This window comes from Rhizobium sp. BK376 (genome assembly GCF_004341625.1).
Taxonomy (GTDB): Bacteria; Pseudomonadota; Alphaproteobacteria; order Rhizobiales; family Rhizobiaceae; genus Rhizobium.
Map to the genome: position 1 here is coordinate 173,479 of NZ_SLZG01000011.1, position 18,575 is coordinate 192,053.

Below are 18,575 nucleotides of genomic sequence, written 5' to 3' on the forward strand. Positions count from 1 at the left end.
GGGATGACGGACTAGGGACTGACATGCTGAAACGCCTGCTTGTCTCACTTTTTCTGGCGGCTACGGCAGGCCTACCGGCGCTTGCCCAAACGCCGCCGGCTGCTTTCGAGACCAAGGCGGCGCAAGCCTTCATGATCGAAGCTTCGACCGGCACGATCCTGCTTGCCAAGGACGAGAACCGTCCGATATCGCCGGCATCGCTTGCCAAGCTGATGACCATGGATGTCGTCTTCGATGCCATCCGCCGCGGTCAAATCACGCTCGATACCGATTATCCCGTTTCCGAAAATGCGTGGCGGACAGGTGGAGCGCCGTCGCGTGCCTCGACGATGTTCGCAGCGCTCAAATCCCGCGTACGTGTTCAGGACCTGATCCAGGGCGTTGCCGTCCAGCAGGCGAATGACGGCTGCATCATTCTCGCCGAGGGCATGTCGATCAGCGACAAGGAATTTGCGCGGCGCATGACGCAACACGCCCGCGAGATCGGCATGCCGAAGGCGGTGTTCGGAAATTCCACGGGCCTGCCGGATGCCGACAGCAAGGTTTCCGTTCGCGAGTTAGTCACGCTTGCACAGGACCTGCAAAAGCATCAGGACCTCTACAAATATTTTGCCCAGCCGGATTTCACCTGGAACAAGATCTATCAGCGCAACCGTAATCCGCTGCTTCCGCTCAGTATCGGTGTCGATGGCCTCGGAACCGGCTTCGCGGAAGGGGAGGGCTTCTCCATCGTGGCCTCGATCGAGCGCAATGGGCGGCGGCTGTTCCTGGCGCTTGGCGGCCTGAACTCCGACAAGGAGCGCACGGAAGAGGCGCGCCGCGTGCTGGAATGGGGGCTCGGCAATTTCCAGAGCCAGCGTGTCTTTGCCGATGGCGAAGTGATCGGTAGGGCAAGCGTCTACGGCGGCTCGGCATCCAGCGTCGGCCTCGTCGCCAAGACGCCTGTCGACGTCTACGTCCCGGCCAACAACCCGGACAGGCTTTCCGCCCGCATCGTCTATCGCTGGCCGCTCGCCGCTCCCGTAGAGGCCGGTTACCAGGCGGGCACCTTGCGGGTCTTTTCCGGTTCGCGTCTTGTGCGTGAACTGCCGCTCTTTACCGATGCCGCGGTCGAACGAGGTTCGCTGAGCAGGCGGGCGCTCGATGCCTTCGTGGAGCTTACGGAATCACTTCTGTTCTCGTGGCTGTGGGATTCGCCTACCGCGACCTAAGTTCCTCACGTAGAAGGCCATCCTATCCACACGAAATCCCTGTTCAAATCCGGCAGAGACTGCCGATGTTTGCCATGGTGCCGGTTTCGTCTATGAACATCTTGCGATAAAGAGGAGCCATCGGCACTTCGTTGCCGGTCTCCGCGCTCTAAATCGGGAAAAGAATGTCGGCGACAGAAATGGTTTCAAATCTGCGCATGATCGTTTTCCGAGCGATCCCGGTTCGAAAGGCCAAGCGCCAAGTGCAGGACGTGATCATTGTCGAGTGAAAACGGGTTGTTCGTAAGCTTCGAGGGCGGCGAGGGGGCAGGAAAATCCACCCAGATTCGCCGGCTCGAGGAAGCATTGCGCCGTCGCGGGCACGACGTCGTGGTCACGCGTGAACCCGGCGGCTCCATCGGCGCGGAGGCCGTCCGGCATGTGCTGCTGTCGGGTGCTGCGGAAGACTTCGGGACGCGGATGGAAGCGATCCTGTTTGCCGCCGCCCGCAACGACCATGTCGAGGAAGTCATCCGACCGGCCCTGAAACGCGGCAAGGTGGTACTCTGCGACCGCTTCATGGACTCCTCGCGGGTCTATCAGGGCGTAACGGGCAATCTGGAGCCGGATTTCATCGAGGCGCTGCAGCGGATCGCCGTGAATGGCATCGTGCCTGATTGCACGCTCATTCTTGATATTCCGGCGAGTGTCGGGCTTGAGCGAGCCCACAAGCGCGGGGCCGCGGCATCTGCCGGTTCGGAACCCGATCGTTTCGAGAAGGAAGAGATCGAGACGCACGAGAAGCGCCGCGAAGCCTATCTCGACATCGCCGCCAACGATCCGGCACGCTGCCACGTCGTCAATGCCATGCAGCCCGAGGAGGCGATAGCGGAAGAGATCCTGTCGATCGTCGCCCAATTGCTGACGCCTGCGCAGCCCGTGCCGGTGAGCGCTCCGGAACCGGCCCGATGAGCGAAGAGCAGCCCGGCGTTCTCGACGGCGCCATACCGCCAGCCGAAAATACACGTCTTTTCGGCCACGAGGATGCGGAGGAATTCCTGGCGCATTCCTATCGCTCCGGCAAAGGCCATCACGCCGTCCTGATCGAAGGGCCGGAGGGGATCGGCAAGGCCACGCTCGCCTTCCGCTTTGCCAATCATGTCATGTCTCATCCCGACCCCGCGCTGGCTCCCGAGCGCATCGGCGATCCCGATCCGGCATCGGCCGTCAGCCGGCAGATCGCTTCAGGGGCGTCCCATAATCTCCTGCATCTCTCGCGGCCGGTTGACGAGAAGACAGGCAAGGTGAAATCCACAATTACGGTCGATGAAGTGCGGCGCGCGGGCAAATTCTTTGCCCAAACATCGGGTACGGGCAATTGGCGGATCGTCATCATCGATCCGGCTGACGACATGAACCGCAATGCGGCGAATGCCATCCTGAAAATTCTGGAGGAGCCGCCGAAGCGCGCGCTCTTCCTCGTGCTATCGCACGCGCCGGGAAAACTGCTGCCGACGATCCGCTCGCGCTGTCTGCCGCTCCGACTGTCGCCGCTTGGTGACAATGCACTCGGTGCAGCGCTCGCCAATCTTGGATTGAACGCGGAACCAGGCTCCGCGCTGTTCGCCCAAGCCAAGGGCAGCGTCAGCGAGGCCCTGAAGCTATTGAACTATGGCGGCGGCGATATCATTCAGGCCTATCAGCAGATTATCATTGCGGAAGGTCCGGCTGCGCGTCGATCGATGCACAAGCTGGCAGATGCGCTGTCCGGCAAGGAAAGCGACACGATCTTCGGATTCTTCGTCTCCTATCTCGGTGACGACATCATGGATCGGGCGAGGGTAGCAGCGGGCGAGGGGCGTATTGCCGCCGCCGACCGGTTGTCACGGCTCTATTCTGACATCACCGAGCGCCTGACCATCTCGAAGGGCTATAATCTCGATCGCAAGCAGACGATCCTGTCGATCCTTGGTGATCTAAAACAGCAGATCTGATCCGCCAGCTGACGGGTCAGCGTCCCTGGACGACCTTGACCGCCGTCACCGTCGGATGACGATCCAGCGTTTGTGTGAAGTCGCTGTAGGTCAGACGTCCCGACGCCATGGCCTTGATCAGGCGTTCGCAAACGACTCGCGCAACCCTGTCCTGCGGAACGTTCGCCAACAGCGACATCACCTGTTTTTGCTGAAGTGTTGCCATGTCTGTCGCACATTTGTTCTGGACCAACTTTCTAATGCCGGGGCTGCCTTCCAGCATAGTTTGGGCGGCGGCATAAGATTGCGGAGTGGGTTTTGCTGGAGTTGTCGCGCAAGACGCTAGAGCACTGGTGGCGATTAGAACGACAGGAATAAAGGGTTTCATTAAAATCTCCGATTGAAAATCACCGGAGTGCTATATCGGTTTTTCTCGAAAAGCGTTAGAGAATTCACTCACAGTTTATCTGTTGCACAAGTCGACGGCGTCAGCCGAAAACCAGCTTCCAGGCGACGATGACGAGCGTTGCGGCAAGCACGAGCCGGATGACGCGCTCGTGGACGCGCGGCGCGATCAGGCTACCGACAACGATGCCGGGAATGGAGCCGACGAGCAGGGTGCCCAACATGGTCCAGTTGATCTCGCCGATCGCCCAGTAACCCATTCCGCCGATCAGTGTCAGCGGTACGGCGTGGACGATGTCGGAACCGACGATCTCGCGGACGTCGGTCTGCGGATAGAGCACCAGAAGGACGGTGACGCCGAGCGCACCGGCACCCACTGAAGTCATGGTGACGAGCACGCCAAGGACAAGGCCGAGCAGGACCGTGAGAAGGGCGATCGAGCGAGGGCTTACCGCTTCACGCTCTCCGCGCCATTTTCGTGCTTGCGCCAGGGCCTGATTTCGGAAGAGCAGCATGAAAGCGGTCAGGAAAAGCAGCAGCCCAAGAGAGAATGTGATGAGGTGGGCGATTTCGGGACTTTTCCTGTCGACACCGGCCATGAGCCAGAGCATCAGGAGGGCAGCAGGAACGCTGCCTGCCCCAAGCATGGCGACGACCTTCCAGTTTACGCGTCCGTGCATCCCATGAACCGCCGTACCCGCGGTTTTGGTAATGGCGGCGTAGAGCAAGTCGGTACCTACGGCCGTAGCCGGATGAACGCCAAAGAGCAGCACCAGCAGCGGCGTCATCAGCGAGCCACCGCCAACGCCGGTCAATCCGACGAGCATGCCGACAACAAAACCCGAAAGGGAATAGAGAGGCTGGAACGAGGGGAGAAAACTCAAAGCGTTCGTCCGTCCGGATATTCAAGCAGCGTCTTCAGAAGGGTTGCTGATCTCACGTCTATGGCTATCCCGCGGCTCGTTTCCATTCGGGGTAAAGGCGGGATGCCATCGAGTCAAGAATGTCTATTGAATTGATCGCGATTGCATCAGGCCGGGAAACTTAATGTTTCGCTGCGCTGCGACTTGAGATAAGAGCGTGCCATACAAAGATAACATCGATGATTTTGCAAGCGGACGAGTGCCGGCCATGACAGACAAATCCACATTCTACATCACGACCGCCATCGCCTATCCCAACGGCAAACCGCATATCGGCCACGCCTACGAGTTGATCGCGACCGATGCGCTGGCGCGCTACCAGCGGCTCGATGGCAAGGATGTGTTCTTCCTGACGGGCACCGACGAGCACGGCCAGAAGATGCAGCAGACCGCACGCGCGGAAGGCATTACCGCGCAGCAGCTGGCAGACCGCAATTCCGGCGAATTTCAGGCGATGGCGAAGCTGCTCAACGCTTCGAACGACGACTACATCCGCACGACGCAGGAGCGTCATCATGAGACGTCGCGGAACATCTGGAACCTGATGGCCGACAACGGCGACATCTACAAGGACAGCTATGCCGGATGGTATTCCGTCCGTGACGAGGCCTATTACCAGGAAAACGAAACCGAGCTGCGCGCCGACGGCGTGCGCTACGGGCCGCAGGGCACGCCGGTCGAATGGGTCGAGGAGGCGAGCTATTTCTTCAAGCTCTCCGAATACCAGGAGCGGCTGCTGAAGCTTTACGAGGAGAACCCTGATTTCATCGGTCCGGCCGAGCGCCGCAACGAGGTGATCTCCTTCGTCAAGTCGGGCCTCAAGGACCTGTCGATCTCGCGCACGACCTTCGACTGGGGCATCAAGGTTCCGAATGATCCCGACCATGTCATGTATGTCTGGGTCGATGCGCTGACCAACTACATCACGGCGACGGGCTATATCGAGGACAGGAACAATCCGCGAGCGAAATACTGGCCGGCCAACGTTCATATCATCGGCAAGGACATTATCCGCTTCCACGCGGTCTACTGGCCCGCTTTCCTGATGTCGGCAAAACTGCCGTTGCCGAAGCGCGTCTATGCCCACGGCTTCCTGCTCAACAAGGGCGAGAAGATGTCGAAGTCGCTCGGCAACGTCGTCGACCCGGTCAATCTGGTGAACCATTTCGGCCTCGACCAGGTGCGCTACTTCTTCCTGCGTGAAGTCTCTTTTGGCCAGGATGGCAGCTACAGCGAAGAAGCAATCGCCACGCGCATCAATTCCGATCTTGCCAATGGCATCGGCAATCTCGCCAGTCGTTCGCTGTCGATGATCGTGAAGAACTGCGACGGCAAGATCCCGGAATGCGGTCCACTCACCGACGAAGACAAGGCAATGCTGGCCGCTGCGGACGCTCTGCATGCTTCGACCCGCGACGACATGGGCCAGCAGCTTATCCACCGGGCGCTGGCTTCGATCATCGCTGTCGTCTCAGAAACCGACCGCTATTTCGCCGGCCAGCAGCCCTGGGCGCTGAAGAAGACCGATGAAGCGCGCATGGGCACCGTGCTCTATGTGACGGCCGAGGTGGTGCGCCAGATCGCGATCCTGCTTCAGCCGTTCATGCCTGAATCCTCGGGCAAGCTGCTCGATCTCGTCGGCGCAGCGGCCGACAAGCGCGACTTCGCCGCATTGGGCGAGGCGGGTCGCCTCGTGCCGGCTACACCGCTGGAAGCGCCGAAGCCGGTGTTTCCGCGCTACGTCGCTCCGGAAGCTTGAGGCGCCGATGCTGATCGATACCCATTGCCATCTGGATTTTGCCGATTTCGAAGCGGAGCGGGACGATATCGTCCAGCGCGCTCACGACGCCGGCGTCAAACAGATGGTGACGATCTCGACCCGGGTCCGCAAGCTCGATGGCCTGCTGGCGATCACGCAAAAATATCCGTCGGTCTTCTGCTCGGTCGGCACGCATCCAAACAATGCCGACGAAGAGCTGGACATTCAAACGGAAGATCTGGTGCGCCTAGCGAATGCTCATGAGAAGGTCGTCGCGATCGGCGAGGCGGGGCTGGACTATTTCTACGACACGCAGAAGCCGGAAGACCAGCAGACGGGGTTTCGCCGGCATATCGCGGCTGCGCGCGAAACGAAGCTGCCCTTGGTCATCCATAGCCGGAGCGCCGACGAAGACATGGCCGCGATCCTGACCGAGGAGACGGGGAAGGGGGCCTTCCCCTTCATCCTGCACTGCTTCTCGGCAGGAGAAGCCCTCGCCCGCACGGGCGTCGAGCTCGGCGGCTATATCTCGTTCTCAGGCATTCTGACTTTCCCGAAATCGGAAGAGCTGCGCGCCATCGCAAAGACGATCCCGCACGACCGGCTGCTTGTCGAAACCGACGCGCCGTATCTCGCGCCGAAGCGCTGGCGCGGCAAGCGCAACGAGCCTTCTTACGTGGTCAACACGGCGGAAGTCATGGCGGAGACGCTGGGGCTGACTTATGCCGAGATTGCCGCGATCACGACGGAAAACGCCTTCCGCTGCTTCTCCAAGATGCCGAGGATTTGAGGGCGTGACCTACCGGCGGCGTTTCACCATTCTCGGATGTTCGTCGTCCCCCGGCGTGCCGCGCATCAGCGGAGACTGGGGCGCCTGCGATCCCAAAAATCCAAAGAACCGGCGTACCCGCTCGGCCTTTCTTGTGGAGCAGATTGCGCCCGACGGCGGCATCACCACTGTCGTCATCGATACCGGGCCGGATTTTCGCGAGCAGATGATCAGGGCTGGCGTCACATCCGTGGATGCCGTGCTCTATACACATCCGCATGCGGACCATATTCACGGTATCGACGATCTGCGCGGCTATTTCCACAACACGCATCGGCGCATCCCGATCCTTGCCGACCAATATACGATGAGCCGTATTCGCGAAGCGTTCCGCTATTGCCTGGAAACGCCGCCGGGCAGCAACTATCCGCCGATCGTCGAGCCTGTCATCATCGAAAACCTGGACCAGAGTTTCGTGATAGACGGCCCGGGCGGTCCCATCCGCTTCCTCCCGCATCTGCAGCAGCACGGCGATATCCACTCGCTGGGGTTTCGGATCGGCGATGTCGCTTATTGCAGCGATATCAGTGATTTTCCGCCGGAAACTGTCGAAAAGCTTCAAAATGTCGACGTGCTGGTCATCGACGCGCTCCAATACAAATTCCATCCGAGCCATCTGTCGCTCGAGCAGTCGCTGGGCTGGATCGAGACGCTGAAGCCGCGGCATGCGATCCTGACGCATATGCACACGCCACTTGACTACGACACCGTCATGGCCGAGACGCCCGATCATGTCGAACCGGCCTATGACCAGATGCGCTTCGAGCGCGATATCGACGGCAACGCACTCTAGAATCGAACCGGAGTACCTTGCGTGGCCCGAAATCTGATATCGGACGGAACACGCATCGGGATCATCGATCGCAACGGCAAGTCCGTGATTTCGGCCGCGGAATTTCAGACACGCCTCGACGTCGACGGATGGATTCGTCTCAGCAGTAGTGACTACGGCCAGCTTTCCGACTGGCAGGAAAAGCTGGTCCACTTCAATCTCGGACGGACGACAAACCAGGCCGCGCTGCGATATGCCATCGTTCCGATTATCGAACGCGGCTGGCGCAATGCCGACGGCTCGGAGGAGCCGGCCTATGTCAGCCTGACATCCTATGCTGTCGGCATCTGCATAGACGTCGAGCAGCGCGTTGCCTTGACCGAGGTGACCGAAGATCACTTCCGGCATTCGCTTGCCGGCATCAGCGGGCGGAGAGAACTGGAGGCGGCATTGCTCATGCGATACAGGCCGATGTTTCCGGATTTCTCAGACGGCGAGATACTGGCGCAGGGCTGTGCGATTACCACGCTGCGATTGGTTGAAAAGGTCGAAGTCTGAGACCACAAAACGGTTTACGGATATCGCACAGGGCTTTGTGGGATGTGCTTTTAGTTCCAAAAACTGCCGTTTCGATTTTGTTGCTGAGTGAGTAAGTAAGAAAAACCGCCTGATTGCCAGACGGTTGGACCGCGTCACAATGGAGAAATGCACGTCAGCATGTTGCATTGTCGGTGTTGCGCCACAGGGCAAACGACTTCGAAAACCGTTGCGAATTTTGTGTTGCGTATCAAGATGCCTGGCGAACTGTGGGACATAAAAGCGTCTGTATCTCGCGGACTTAGATGGAACCACTGTCCTTCGTGAAGAACATACCCCATCCTCTACTGCCTTCTGCCTCCACCAGCTCGATACCACGGTCTCGGAAAACCGATCGCACTTTCATCATCGTATCGAGCAGCACATAGTCCTGCGCTGTTTCGATATTGTAGATGGTCCGGTCAGACAGCCCAGCAAGCTCAGCCAATTCCTTTCTGGAAAGGCCAAGTGCAGTCCGAGCCGCTTTCACGATCAAATGCTGTGTCGTCATTCGCAACAAATCTCACGCCAAGTGAATCCTTGCAAATCCTGCCAAGAATATTGTTGACTTGTTGCGTAAAAGCGGAAACAGTTTGCCTAAAAGAGGAAATGAGTTTCCGCTTTTAGGAATCAGCATCAGTTCGCCGATCCGGCTGTTGGTACAATCGAATCGTCTCACAGGAGATCCCAATGCTGAGAATCTGCGATGGCATTCGGAACAGCCCCAAGCGCCTACTTTCCGCGTATGGCGAGATGTATCTCTCGTTGGGTCGCGATTTCCTCACCGCCGCAAATGGAGAAGCGCGATTCGGCGATCTCGCAGGCCTCAGCGAGGTCTACGAGTGGACGTTTGTAACGAGAGCGGTCCCCGTTCTTGTTGGAAAGACAACCGTCGGCGCCCATCCCAGCATCATCCGCGATACATTGCCGATATCGGATGTTCAGCTGTTCTCCGAATCTCTAAAAATCGTACGATGCACGACCGGCTGGTACCGCCTTGCGGACCGAGTTGATCATTTACACTTCCGGGATGCGAGGCTCACGGTAGCGCCGATCTCATCTACTTTCCGCACGATTGTAGGGAATGGCAATTTCCATCCGAACGCAGTTCAGAGGGAGCGAGCGCCAGACTTCGGCGCAGGCTGATTTTCAAGGCATGGTTTGGGATCGTTTTCAGGATCCATCACAGCGGTTTTCGAATCGCAGTCGAAAAGAGGATGGAAATGCGCTCTTCGGATTCATTCAAAATAGACCTGCCCCGTTTCCGTTCGGCGACCGCCGACCTTGAAGCGGTCAAGGCCGGCACCTTCGACTTCTCGAAGATCAGAAACCTGGTCACGCTAGAGAACGTCTCACTCGTGAAGCGACAGATGTTTTGTTTGGAGGGACGCGTTTACGGCCATCCAAAGTTGACAGACGGCGATATCATCGTGACGTCGCAGCTCCTCGGCGTGTGCAACCGGGATCGGCTGTATGCGCGCACGCTCAGCCGCTGGTACTGCTTGGCGAATGATCTTGACGCGGAGATCCGGCGATGAAGCACAAGATCCGGAGACGCGTGTTCGACGAGATGATCCGCCATCCGATGCGGATGCTTGCATACTTCAGCTTGCGGGCGGCGCTCAGAAATGTCCCCGCCGTCAGATTGAATCGAAATGCCGTCATCGTCGCGGTGATGCCACCCGGTGCAAGTGTCGCAAGCTACGAGAAAGCCGCAGCGCTGCTTGTTAGAGGCGCGGACGAGCCTTTCAATGTTGACCCATTTAGGTCTTCGGTTCGGGTGCTAGACGGCGCCTCGGGAAGAAAGAGCAAGGGCTCCACGCCAGGGGAGGAGCCCGGCATTTCCGACCGCCAGACAATCTATCTGGCGCATTCGCTGGAGGCGATCGATCCTGTGTTGCGTTTTGCTGCCGATGCCATCGTCCATCTCAAGAAGCCGACAGCCGATCATTTCGTTGCGGCAAGGAAGCTGGCCCACCGCAGACCGATTTCAAAACAGATGGCGGAGAGGATCGCGGCACTGGACATGGAAGTGATCGGCGCGGTGATCGGAAAGGGCTCGCTGAAGGATTCGGACCTTCGCGAATTCGAGGGCATGCGGAGGAAGCCTGCCGACGGCCCCCGTTTGGGCGAACTCCCCGGTTTTGCAGCCGCAAGGGCGTGGACGGACGCGCTCGTGAAGGACGTCGGCCACTGGCGTTCAAGGACAATTCCATGGGGGGCGGTAAACCGTGGGGCCATCATCTCCGGGCCGCCGGGAACCGGGAAGACGCTCTTCGCGTCCGCTCTGGCGCGGTCATTGGGCTTCAAATTGATTGCGACGTCCGTCGGCGCCTGGCAATCGTCAGAGGGCGGTCATCTCGGTTCGATGCTGCGGGCGATGCGCGCTTCGTTTGCCGAAGCGCGGGCTGCGAACGGAGCCGTGCTCTTCATCGACGAGATCGAAGCCATCGGTGATAGGGAACGGATAGCGGGCGATTACATCTACTACGAGACGTCGATCGTAACGCAGCTGCTCGAACTTACTGATGGGAGCTCGGACCTCGAAGGAGTCGTCATTATCGCAGCGACAAACTACCCCGAACGCGTCGATCCGGCCTTGCGCAGGTCCGGACGATTTGGAAATCACTTCAGATTTGGACTTCCATCGGGCGACGAGCGGGCCCAGATCCTGGCGCTGCATCTTGATCATCTTGTGGATGTCGATGAGATCCGGAGCATCACCGATCATCTTGACGATATAACGCAGGCCGATCTGGAATTCATCGCGCTGCAAGCCAAAAGCAATGCGCGACACGCGGAGCGGGCGTTGTCCATCGAGGACATTAGCGCAGCACTCCCGGCGAGGGTCGACCTTCCGGAAGAAGCACTCCTCCGCGCGTCAGCACACGAAATCGGTCACGCTCTGATCGCACTTAACAGCGGCTATGTTTCGTCCGTCACCGCGTCGGTCCGGGAGAGCGTTCGCCAAGGGCTGTCACTCAGCTACGGGCTGGTCGAGTACGAGTGGGACGCTCCACTGATCCCAACGGAAAAATTTCTGCTGGCTAAGATTCGCGTGGCGCTCGCCGGAATGGCCGCCGAAGAAGTCTTAGTCGGAGATCGATCCGTTGGGGCGGGAGGAACCAAAGGCAGCGACTTGAACGAGGCGACTATGCTCGCTTCGCGGATGATCGAATCCTACGGATTCGGAAAGAATCTAAGGTTCATGAGGCCTGCGCGGTGGATCGACGAGTCCTATACCCCACCGCCGGAGATCTGGCCCGAGATCGATCAGATTTTGCAGAAGGAGTACCGAAGCGCGCGCGACATGCTCGCGAAGAACCGGGAGCAAGTCGCAAAGCTTGCTGCCGAGCTCTATCTCGACAAGCGGATATTGATTGAGCGCGACAAGGTTCAGCCGACCAAATCCGCTCGACATTGAGAGGACGACGAGCTGCGCAAAGCAGTGCCGACGGGTGTCGGGCACTGGTGATCGACGCCGGGAGATCGGATGGACCGAGTTTCGATTTTGGAATTTCAAAGGAACGTCTCCCACTGGCTGCGCAAGGCGACTGAGGGTCCTGTGGAGATCATCGGACAGGGGAAACCCTCGGCGTATCTTTTGTCGGAACAAATGTTCCGACAACTGTGGGGCAGAAGGCCGGATTCTCGGCGGAGCGAAGACGGCCTGGGAGAAGGGCAGAGCAGGACTCCCAGTCTCCCTCAAGCCGCCAACGATCCCCGACACGACCTGGCGGGCGTGTTGAGCGGCGAGCGGCTGGCGATAGCTCACCTGGTGACGCTCGAACTCGAATTATTTGGCAGCAGCATAAGCCAGGCGTTCATTTTCGGATCCATCGTGGAAGGCAACGTCTGGACCGGTCCCGGCGTCGACCTCGTGGTCATAGGCGAGTTCGACGTGTTCGACCTTTGCGAGGCGATTGCACGTCTCGAACTTGCGCTCGGGCGCGAGATAAACCTGAATATCTATACGCCAACGGAGTGGGACGCCCTTTCCGATCACAGCTTCGTCATCAACATCTTGAACGGACGCAGGATCATGCTGATCGAGCCATAGGATCCGAGACTTCCTAACGTTGCGGCCCATATCGAGCCGCAGTCAGATGAAGATCTGCGGGCCGCACTGCTGGAAGCGGCGGACCTGATACGTACGTTGCGAGTGGTCGCGGACAGCGGCGTCGAATTCACACTGCGTGTTCTTGAGGACACCGCCAATGCCTGACACTGTCGACGACGCGCCCACTTTGCCGGGCTCCCCGTGTCACATTCGCTGAATTGAACTCATGTCAGACGCGCTTCAGGCATTCGTTGATCGATCCTTTGACGCCGGAGCCCGCTCGGGTGGATGGGCGGTTGTCGTGCTTGACGGAGATCGGCGGCTGCACGTAGCCAGCGGGACCGGGGAGGGGCTGTCGAACAATTCATTTGAGGTGTTGGCAGCTATCCAGGCGCTCGTGTGGCTGGACGCGGCGGCGAAGGGGCGCCCGGTCATTCTTCGCACCGACTCCTTTCATGTCGTCGAGGGCTGCCATCGTTGGCGGGCGATCTGGCGCGGCAACGGGTGGAGTCGGATAAATCCGAATCCCCGGGCCAGGCGAAGGAAGATACCTGACGCAATCCTGTGGCGGCAGCTGGACGCCCTGCTGACGCGGAACCCTGTCGTTGCGATCGAATGGTGCAAGGGCCATTCGGGCGTCCTCGGAAACGAGAGCGCTGACGCCATGGCGGCCGAGGCGCTCGCACATGCGAAGCTGCTCGCCAGCGCAGTGGAGCGGGTCGCAGACATTTGTTTGAAAACGCAGTTCGAGAAACAGATGGATCGGATTCATTTGCCCGTCGATGAGCGCCTCTGGCCTCATCCGGCCTACGTTGCGCGGTACCAGCACCGCTTTAGTTCCGTCTAACAGCGGCGTTGCGGTGACGAGTTTACCCTAGGCCGGCATCTTCGGTGGATCTCGGGACGGCGGTGCGATATCTTTTGGACAGTGGAGAATCCAATGGCGGAAACGGACGATATTTCTCAGAAGCCCACGCTTGCCGACGCGCTGCGAGAGGCGGGGTTTGCACCATGTTTTCGCGAGCGCATCATCGTGACCGATCGGGCCAACCGCGAACCGCTGAAGCGTCGCGACTGATTTCATCAGTTCCAGTGCGATTCATCTGTCCGGACGCCAAACGCCTTCAGGTCAAATTTCCCTAGTACGCCCGGTAGTACTCAGGTTGGTCCGCGAGTGAATTAATCTTGTTTGCAATAATTGGCTGCATATAACGCATGCCTACAGATACTTGCCTTAACCTCGAAGGTCTACCACATTGGAATCTCCACTTCGGGGCGAGTTATGCGATTATCAGATCGCCCCATCGCAGCGGGCAATTTCATGAGCCTTCCATACGATCCTCAAAACAAGTCCATGGCTGTCTACGCTTTGGCCGTGTCAGGCTTCGCAATGTGGGTGTTGGGCACCATCGCCAACGGCATCGCGGGCCTGAGCATCGAGAACAAGCAAGCTGAATGCGCCAATAGCTGGACTTCAACCACCTTGATCTGGTTGGCGGTCGGTTTTGTTTCACTGGCGACCCATATGGGCATTGGCTACCTGTACTTCAGGTCGAACGGCGAGGGTCCGTATGGTCCACTCCCAAAGCCCCGGAGCAGAAAGAAGCCCGAGCGGAAGCGCCTTGTGCCGTACGTCAGCAACCTGTCTATGTTCGCAGTGGTGATCTTTCCCGCGATGTTCATCCTTATGCACTTCAATTGCTGATCGAAGGCAGGAGCGTCTACCGCTCAAAGCTCGGCACCCAGCCCCGCGTCAAGCCCTTGCTCATTGCCGCCTGTGTGAGGGCGAGCTGAAATCTCAGGTGCTGGGTATCTTCGAGGAGTGCCTTGATGGCGGCCATATGGTCCCCCATCATGGTCGGCCAGCACGATGCTTGCCAACTCCGATGCTGAGAATTCTGGCTCCGCGCTACCAGTGGTGGCCTGTTCAATCGCTGGGTGTTTGAGCTGATGGCCATCGGTTTGTTTTTTTCCTCTGATCACCACATGATCCCGACTGCTTCCATGGCGGCCACGGCGCTGCATAGGGTCGCGTCCATGTCTTTCCCCAAAGGAACCCAAACCGCATCAAAAGCGCCGTCCTCTTCATCGTTCGGACCATATGACCAGGCGCAATATGCCTTTCCCTGAAGACGATCAATGGCGATATCCAAGTTGCCGATAGGGTCTCCATAGCGACCAAATAGCGGCGCTGAGTGGAATTCGATGTCAAACCTGCCTGCCACTTCCCGGAGCAACTTCATATGCAGTTCGTTGGGCTCGGCTTCGTGCACCGGCGTCCAGTAGGGATACAGGCCGTCATCCTCTTCTTCAAGGACATCCCTGTTGGTGATTTCTTTCTGTGCCATGCCGGTGAGGGGTAAGGAGATACGAATGAAAAAAGCCACTTTTTTGTATAGCGGTCGTTGAGACAGAGAAGTCAATTTGGCGCGTCTAGCCCGACCGGGCGAATTGCGATTCCACCATTACGCGATACTATGCAGATGCTCGCTTTGAGTTGCTTCCTTCGGTGCGGGCGATGAGTACCTGCCGAATGATTCCTGCCCGCGTCAACGTGCGACATCGCGACGGCCAACTGCAAAGGCCCAAATCAGCCTGCCTTAATCGAATTGCCGCTTTAAATTGAGCTTCATCTTAAAGAGGAGGGTGCTGTGCCCGCGAAATCAGAGGACAATGCGATCTTTCAAATTGGCTTTAAGGGGATTGCACTCACTGAAAAGCAAAAAAGCGCCATCGTCTCTGCACTTCGAAGTGCTATGCTAGCTGAAATCGCAAAGCTCGATTTTCGAGAGCCCTTTGAGATCGAGTATCTTGGGGGTCCTGGAATCTTACCTGGAATCGAAGCCCGTGTCAGCAGGAAGTCGTGATCCCAAAAGCGACCTAAAATGCCCGAGCGCTTTGCCAAAGGCGGGCTCGAAGCTACTCGGCCTTGTCGTCGGAAAACGCGCTGTGCAAATTTTACCGGAGGCAGTCGAACTGGGACCGATTTTTTTTAATCAGGGTGGCCCGGAGCCCTTGGATGCCAAGTTCAGATTTGCAGGAAAATGCATCAATGGAGGTTGCAACAAGTGGTCTTCCGGTGAATGTGGATTGATCGATAAACTCCTGCATTCAGATACTGTGCGCGCAGAAGTGCCTGATTGTTCAATGCGGGAGGAATGTCGCTGGCACCACCAAGCCGGCCTTGCCGCTTGCGCGATTTGTCCGACAATTGTCCGGCAGCAGCGAATGCTTCTCTGAAATATGTAGTGGCCAAACTTGAGGTGGCGGCGTTTGACAACTTGATGCTCGCCGAACGGTGACGTCGGTCGAGACGAGAACCAAAGAATTGAATGAGGAGAGCAACGCCGTAGCAACGTGTTCTCGGCCGATGATTTCACCATCGCCAACGATCGGATGGTTTTGCTCAATCCGCAATTGAGCTCGCTATGTGGCGCTTATGGTTTGCGGACTGGCGCGCGAGCCGATGAATGAAAAAATCGCTGGCCATCTATGATCCTTTAAGGACAAGCCTAATTATATCGAACTACTAATCGTTTGTGAGTGCGAGGGTGTGTCACGTGAGAAGCTAACGGGCATAGTGTACACTTGTGAGACAAGGTGTTTTTTGCCTTGTGGGTTACCTGCTCATTTCTGCCGGGTATTTCGCGAGGAGGAAAGTTCGTCGAGATTCATTGAGTTAGAGGGAGCAGTCCCGCTATTTTGATCGTGGAATCACGACTGCTCCACGATTGTTTCCGCCGACGCGCCTTACATGGGGACAGAGGATCTGCCCCCGGTCCTAGTCGATACAATCTGGTTGTAGAAAGATGGAGGCTCACCAACGCCTACGGCTTTGGGTTATAAAAATATAGGGTTTCAACGCCGTCAGACTGTACTCCGCATCCGCAAGTCAACTCGGTACGTCGGTAAAAAAAAGCCGATGGTTTGGTTTTCAAAGCGCTCGAAAAAAAATCCCAGTCGTGTCGTGACCTATTCACGCTTTCTATGATCAGATCATATGCATTCCATTCATGGCCGCAAATGCATTCTGCGGGTTGCGCACGAAATCCGGAATTATACACCAATATTTCGTGCATATCGATGCCAGTATTTTCCGACACAACCTTTAGCGACGGATAAAAAGGAAGGGACTCAATTGGAATATTTACTCTCGCATGCCGATTGACCGGTTGCGGAGTAGAGACGCCTTTCATGACCTGGATTCTCCTTCTGGTTGCAATGACCTAGACTTAACAGAGACGAATCTTCAACAGGTACTGAAAAGGACGATTTGGGCAATACTATCTGGTAAAGAAACCGCAAGTAACGGCCAAATTTGAACCTAAATAGCATAGTTTCCGTACATATAATACTTGATTTTTTGGTGTAGCCAACGCACCATTCCCGCCGACAATCATCGTGGAGGAGTGACGAGCATGCCAGACAACTGGGAGCCGGATGACGTTTTCCATAAGAAAACCGATGGTGTTTATAATGGCGTTCGCTTTGTACAAAAAGCGCTTGCAGAAGCCAGAATGCCGCCTTTTGGAAAGCATGTTGTCACTTCTCGCGACAAAGGTATGAGGAAGGTAGAGGAATTACTTCGTCGACCTAATATGCCGGAAGGCATAGTGAAAACCCAGCTTCCGATAATAATCTCAGCGGGGCGTCCGTCATTTCTTTTCATCACCTTCTCCGCACCAAACGTCCATGTGCCGAAGCATATGCACCCTGATGACGCGATCACTCGGGTGATAATGAGTGGGTCGATCACGATGGAAGGTGTGGAACTCACTATGGGAGATTGGGCTTACGTTCCAAATTGCGTTCCCTATGCATACACCGCCGGTCCCTATGGCGCCACAATATTGCATCTTTACAATTGCGGCGGCGGTGATGACGATGAGGCCTACGACAGATGGAAGATACATGCCTTCCCCGGGGGCGGATTGACGATCCTACCGGGATTGCCGAAATCGGAAGTGCCACTGGAATGGTTTTCCGTTCCGCCAGTGCGTGACTCGCCACAGGAGGCAACTGCGGAGAAAGGCAAACCGCCGACCGAGAGTTAAGCCAACGCTCTAGTCCCCCTTACTCAGGCCAGGCAATTGCGCGGTATCGTTGAGGCCGCCTCGTTTAAGCCAATATTCAACTGTTCAAATCGCCTTACCGGATTGCTAATCTCCACGGTGAGCAGCACATCAGTAGAAAGCCCTGCTCGGGTAGTTGGATCGATGGCATAGATCAGACGCCGCGTCGGAAGTCTGATCCGACGGTGACGAAGCCTAGGGCTAGCTCGGTATCTGCGGAAGGTGGATTGGAGCTAGCAGAGATGCCTTTGCCAAGATCTTACCTACTACACGCCAATGCCCAGTCGTGGACTGGCGGTCGTATCTACCGGCCTACGGTCTCGGCATTATTTTGATAGTACGTCGCACGCGTCTGCAACAAAACACCATACCTTCTGCAGTTGATTGCAAGACAAGCCTATCGTATCCGTCCGAGCGGGGCCGCCTTTGAATATTGGATAAAACTGTTCAGACCCTGTCCTTATTCCCAGGCATAAGGACAGTTGGACAGATGGAGATTTTTGAAGGGGACAGCGGGTCTCGGGTGAGCCGTCTTGAGGTGATCAACACCGGACGGCGGCGTCGATTTACTGAGGATGAGAAGCTGCGGATTGTCGCAGAAAGCTTTGCGGGGAGAGGCCAGGCATCGGCCACGGCCCGTCAGTACGGCATCAGCCGCTCCCTGTTAAACCGTTGGCGCAAATCGGTTCGCCAGGGTTTGCACGGCCAGAAACAAGCCGATGGTTTTGTGCCGGCGTTCGTCATGCCGGAAACTTTTGTGCCAGCGAAGCAGGTCACTCCACCTGCTGCGATGGAGCATCCGGTAGCGCCTCCTTCCGGCCGCATGGAGATTGTCGCGGCGAACGGTCGTCGTGTGGTCGTGGACGGCAGCGTCGACGTTGAGGCGCTGCTGCGGATCATGCGGGGTCTGGAGACGTTGCGGTGATCACGCTTCCTTCCGGTCAAAATGTGCGGGTGTGGATTGCAACGGGCCATACGGACATGCGGTGTGGATTTCCATCGCTTGCGTTGCGGGT

21 protein-coding genes are annotated in these 18,575 nt (G+C 57.5%); 17 read left to right on the top strand and 4 right to left on the bottom strand.

Translation table 11 applies throughout. The features are described from left to right. Positions 1-23 precede the first annotated feature (23 nt). The 3 genes from EV561_RS23410 to EV561_RS23420 all read left to right on the top strand — a co-directional run bounded on the left by EV561_RS23410 (position 24) and on the right by EV561_RS23420 (position 3,184). Positions 24-1,211 carry a D-alanyl-D-alanine carboxypeptidase family protein gene (locus EV561_RS23410; protein WP_132524943.1) on the top strand — a complete coding sequence of 396 codons (1,188 nt, stop codon included), beginning with the start codon at positions 24-26 and terminating at the stop codon, positions 1,209-1,211. 258 nt (positions 1,212-1,469) lie between these two features. Continuing rightward, a complete protein-coding gene (tmk, locus tag EV561_RS23415) occupies positions 1,470-2,162 on the top strand; it encodes a dTMP kinase (RefSeq protein ID WP_132524945.1) in 693 nt (230 codons plus the stop codon). Continuing rightward, positions 2,159-3,184 carry a DNA polymerase III subunit delta' gene (locus EV561_RS23420; protein ID WP_132524947.1) on the top strand — a complete coding sequence of 342 codons (1,026 nt, stop codon included), beginning with the start codon at positions 2,159-2,161 and terminating at the stop codon, positions 3,182-3,184. The genes tmk and EV561_RS23420 overlap by 4 nt, the downstream gene beginning before the upstream one ends. A gap of 16 nt (positions 3,185-3,200) precedes the next feature. Here the strand turns inward: EV561_RS23420 and EV561_RS23425 are convergent, their stop codons facing one another. Further along, positions 3,201-3,551 carry a hypothetical protein gene (locus EV561_RS23425; protein WP_132524949.1) on the bottom strand — a complete coding sequence of 117 codons (351 nt, stop codon included), beginning with the start codon at positions 3,549-3,551 and terminating at the stop codon, positions 3,201-3,203. 100 nt (positions 3,552-3,651) lie between these two features. Further along, complete coding sequence (locus EV561_RS23430) at positions 3,652-4,452, bottom strand: sulfite exporter TauE/SafE family protein (protein WP_132524951.1); 801 nt, start codon at positions 4,450-4,452, stop codon at positions 3,652-3,654. A 247-nt stretch (positions 4,453-4,699) separates the two neighbouring features. Between EV561_RS23430 and metG the strand changes: the two genes are divergently transcribed. From metG to EV561_RS23450, 4 genes are read left to right on the top strand one after another with little or no spacing between them, the layout of a single operon-like run. Continuing rightward, positions 4,700-6,250 carry a methionine--tRNA ligase gene (gene metG, locus EV561_RS23435; RefSeq protein ID WP_132524953.1) on the top strand — a complete coding sequence of 517 codons (1,551 nt, stop codon included), beginning with the start codon at positions 4,700-4,702 and terminating at the stop codon, positions 6,248-6,250. A 7-nt stretch (positions 6,251-6,257) separates the two neighbouring features. After that, on the top strand, positions 6,258-7,040 hold the full coding sequence (locus tag EV561_RS23440) for a TatD family hydrolase (RefSeq protein ID WP_132524955.1): 783 nt from the start codon (positions 6,258-6,260) through the stop codon (positions 7,038-7,040). Positions 7,041-7,044: 4 nt separating this feature from the next. Continuing rightward, a complete protein-coding gene (locus EV561_RS23445) occupies positions 7,045-7,872 on the top strand; it encodes an MBL fold metallo-hydrolase (RefSeq protein WP_132524957.1) in 828 nt (275 codons plus the stop codon). A 21-nt stretch (positions 7,873-7,893) separates the two neighbouring features. Then, positions 7,894-8,409 carry a hypothetical protein gene (locus EV561_RS23450; RefSeq protein WP_132524959.1) on the top strand — a complete coding sequence of 172 codons (516 nt, stop codon included), beginning with the start codon at positions 7,894-7,896 and terminating at the stop codon, positions 8,407-8,409. A 280-nt stretch (positions 8,410-8,689) separates the two neighbouring features. On the opposite strand, the gene EV561_RS23455 is transcribed toward EV561_RS23450, so the two are convergent. Continuing rightward, on the bottom strand, positions 8,690-8,938 hold the full coding sequence (locus tag EV561_RS23455) for a helix-turn-helix domain-containing protein (protein WP_132524961.1): 249 nt from the start codon (positions 8,936-8,938) through the stop codon (positions 8,690-8,692). 179 nt (positions 8,939-9,117) lie between these two features. On the opposite strand from EV561_RS23455, the gene EV561_RS23460 reads away from it, so the two are divergent. The 7 genes from EV561_RS23460 (at position 9,118) to EV561_RS23485 (ending at position 14,192) form a co-directional block, all read left to right on the top strand. Further along, positions 9,118-9,573 carry a hypothetical protein gene (locus EV561_RS23460; RefSeq protein ID WP_132524963.1) on the top strand — a complete coding sequence of 152 codons (456 nt, stop codon included), beginning with the start codon at positions 9,118-9,120 and terminating at the stop codon, positions 9,571-9,573. 77 nt (positions 9,574-9,650) lie between these two features. After that, positions 9,651-9,965, top strand: coding sequence for a hypothetical protein (locus EV561_RS23465; protein ID WP_132524965.1), 315 nt, complete (start codon positions 9,651-9,653; stop codon positions 9,963-9,965). Further along, complete coding sequence (locus EV561_RS23470) at positions 9,962-11,851, top strand: AAA family ATPase (RefSeq protein WP_132524967.1); 1,890 nt, start codon at positions 9,962-9,964, stop codon at positions 11,849-11,851. Before EV561_RS23465 ends, EV561_RS23470 begins: the two co-directional genes overlap by 4 nt. 69 nt (positions 11,852-11,920) lie before the next feature. Beyond that, positions 11,921-12,487 (top strand): type II toxin-antitoxin system Phd/YefM family antitoxin, encoded by a 567-nt coding sequence (locus EV561_RS23475; protein WP_132524969.1) that lies wholly within the window; start codon positions 11,921-11,923, stop codon positions 12,485-12,487. A gap of 226 nt (positions 12,488-12,713) precedes the next feature. Continuing rightward, positions 12,714-13,334: a ribonuclease HI gene (locus EV561_RS23480; RefSeq protein ID WP_132524970.1), complete on the top strand. Its 621-nt coding sequence runs from the start codon at positions 12,714-12,716 to the stop codon at positions 13,332-13,334. A gap of 93 nt (positions 13,335-13,427) precedes the next feature. After that, positions 13,428-13,565, top strand: coding sequence for a hypothetical protein (locus EV561_RS37280; RefSeq protein WP_165927890.1), 138 nt, complete (start codon positions 13,428-13,430; stop codon positions 13,563-13,565). A 243-nt stretch (positions 13,566-13,808) separates the two neighbouring features. Continuing rightward, positions 13,809-14,192: a hypothetical protein gene (locus EV561_RS23485; protein WP_132524972.1), complete on the top strand. Its 384-nt coding sequence runs from the start codon at positions 13,809-13,811 to the stop codon at positions 14,190-14,192. Positions 14,193-14,466: 274 nt separating this feature from the next. On the opposite strand, the gene EV561_RS23490 is transcribed toward EV561_RS23485, so the two are convergent. Then, positions 14,467-14,910 carry a hypothetical protein gene (locus EV561_RS23490; protein WP_132524974.1) on the bottom strand — a complete coding sequence of 148 codons (444 nt, stop codon included), beginning with the start codon at positions 14,908-14,910 and terminating at the stop codon, positions 14,467-14,469. A gap of 228 nt (positions 14,911-15,138) precedes the next feature. Here EV561_RS23490 and EV561_RS23495 point away from each other — a divergent pair, with 228 nt between their 5' ends. From EV561_RS23495 to EV561_RS23505, 3 genes are all read left to right on the top strand, one after another. Beyond that, positions 15,139-15,354 (top strand): hypothetical protein, encoded by a 216-nt coding sequence (locus tag EV561_RS23495; protein ID WP_132524976.1) that lies wholly within the window; start codon positions 15,139-15,141, stop codon positions 15,352-15,354. Positions 15,355-16,905: 1,551 nt separating this feature from the next. Beyond that, positions 16,906-17,541: a hypothetical protein gene (locus EV561_RS23500; protein WP_132524978.1), complete on the top strand. Its 636-nt coding sequence runs from the start codon at positions 16,906-16,908 to the stop codon at positions 17,539-17,541. A 508-nt stretch (positions 17,542-18,049) separates the two neighbouring features. Continuing rightward, positions 18,050-18,484: a transposase gene (locus EV561_RS23505; protein ID WP_132524980.1), complete on the top strand. Its 435-nt coding sequence runs from the start codon at positions 18,050-18,052 to the stop codon at positions 18,482-18,484. Positions 18,485-18,575: the final 91 nt, after the last annotated feature.

What these genes read in the sequence shown, in the direction of transcription:
- EV561_RS23410 (WP_132524943.1), top strand. Translation starts at nt 24, where the DNA reads ATGCTGAAACGCCTGCTTGTCTCACTTTTTCTGGCGGCTACGGCAGGC.
- EV561_RS23420 (WP_132524947.1), top strand. Translation starts at nt 2,159, where the DNA reads ATGAGCGAAGAGCAGCCCGGCGTTCTCGACGGCGCCATACCGCCAGCC.
- EV561_RS23425 (WP_132524949.1), bottom strand. Translation starts at nt 3,551, where the DNA reads ATGAAACCCTTTATTCCTGTCGTTCTAATCGCCACCAGTGCTCTAGCG.
- metG (WP_132524953.1), top strand. Translation starts at nt 4,700, where the DNA reads ATGACAGACAAATCCACATTCTACATCACGACCGCCATCGCCTATCCC.
- EV561_RS23440 (WP_132524955.1), top strand. Translation starts at nt 6,258, where the DNA reads ATGCTGATCGATACCCATTGCCATCTGGATTTTGCCGATTTCGAAGCG.
- EV561_RS23455 (WP_132524961.1), bottom strand. Translation starts at nt 8,938, where the DNA reads ATGACGACACAGCATTTGATCGTGAAAGCGGCTCGGACTGCACTTGGC.
- EV561_RS23460 (WP_132524963.1), top strand. Translation starts at nt 9,118, where the DNA reads ATGCTGAGAATCTGCGATGGCATTCGGAACAGCCCCAAGCGCCTACTT.
- EV561_RS23465 (WP_132524965.1), top strand. Translation starts at nt 9,651, where the DNA reads ATGCGCTCTTCGGATTCATTCAAAATAGACCTGCCCCGTTTCCGTTCG.
- EV561_RS23470 (WP_132524967.1), top strand. Translation starts at nt 9,962, where the DNA reads ATGAAGCACAAGATCCGGAGACGCGTGTTCGACGAGATGATCCGCCAT.
- EV561_RS23475 (WP_132524969.1), top strand. Translation starts at nt 11,921, where the DNA reads ATGGACCGAGTTTCGATTTTGGAATTTCAAAGGAACGTCTCCCACTGG.
- EV561_RS23480 (WP_132524970.1), top strand. Translation starts at nt 12,714, where the DNA reads ATGTCAGACGCGCTTCAGGCATTCGTTGATCGATCCTTTGACGCCGGA.
- EV561_RS37280 (WP_165927890.1), top strand. Translation starts at nt 13,428, where the DNA reads ATGGCGGAAACGGACGATATTTCTCAGAAGCCCACGCTTGCCGACGCG.
- EV561_RS23485 (WP_132524972.1), top strand. Translation starts at nt 13,809, where the DNA reads ATGAGCCTTCCATACGATCCTCAAAACAAGTCCATGGCTGTCTACGCT.
- EV561_RS23500 (WP_132524978.1), top strand. Translation starts at nt 16,906, where the DNA reads ATGCCAGACAACTGGGAGCCGGATGACGTTTTCCATAAGAAAACCGAT.
- EV561_RS23505 (WP_132524980.1), top strand. Translation starts at nt 18,050, where the DNA reads ATGGAGATTTTTGAAGGGGACAGCGGGTCTCGGGTGAGCCGTCTTGAG.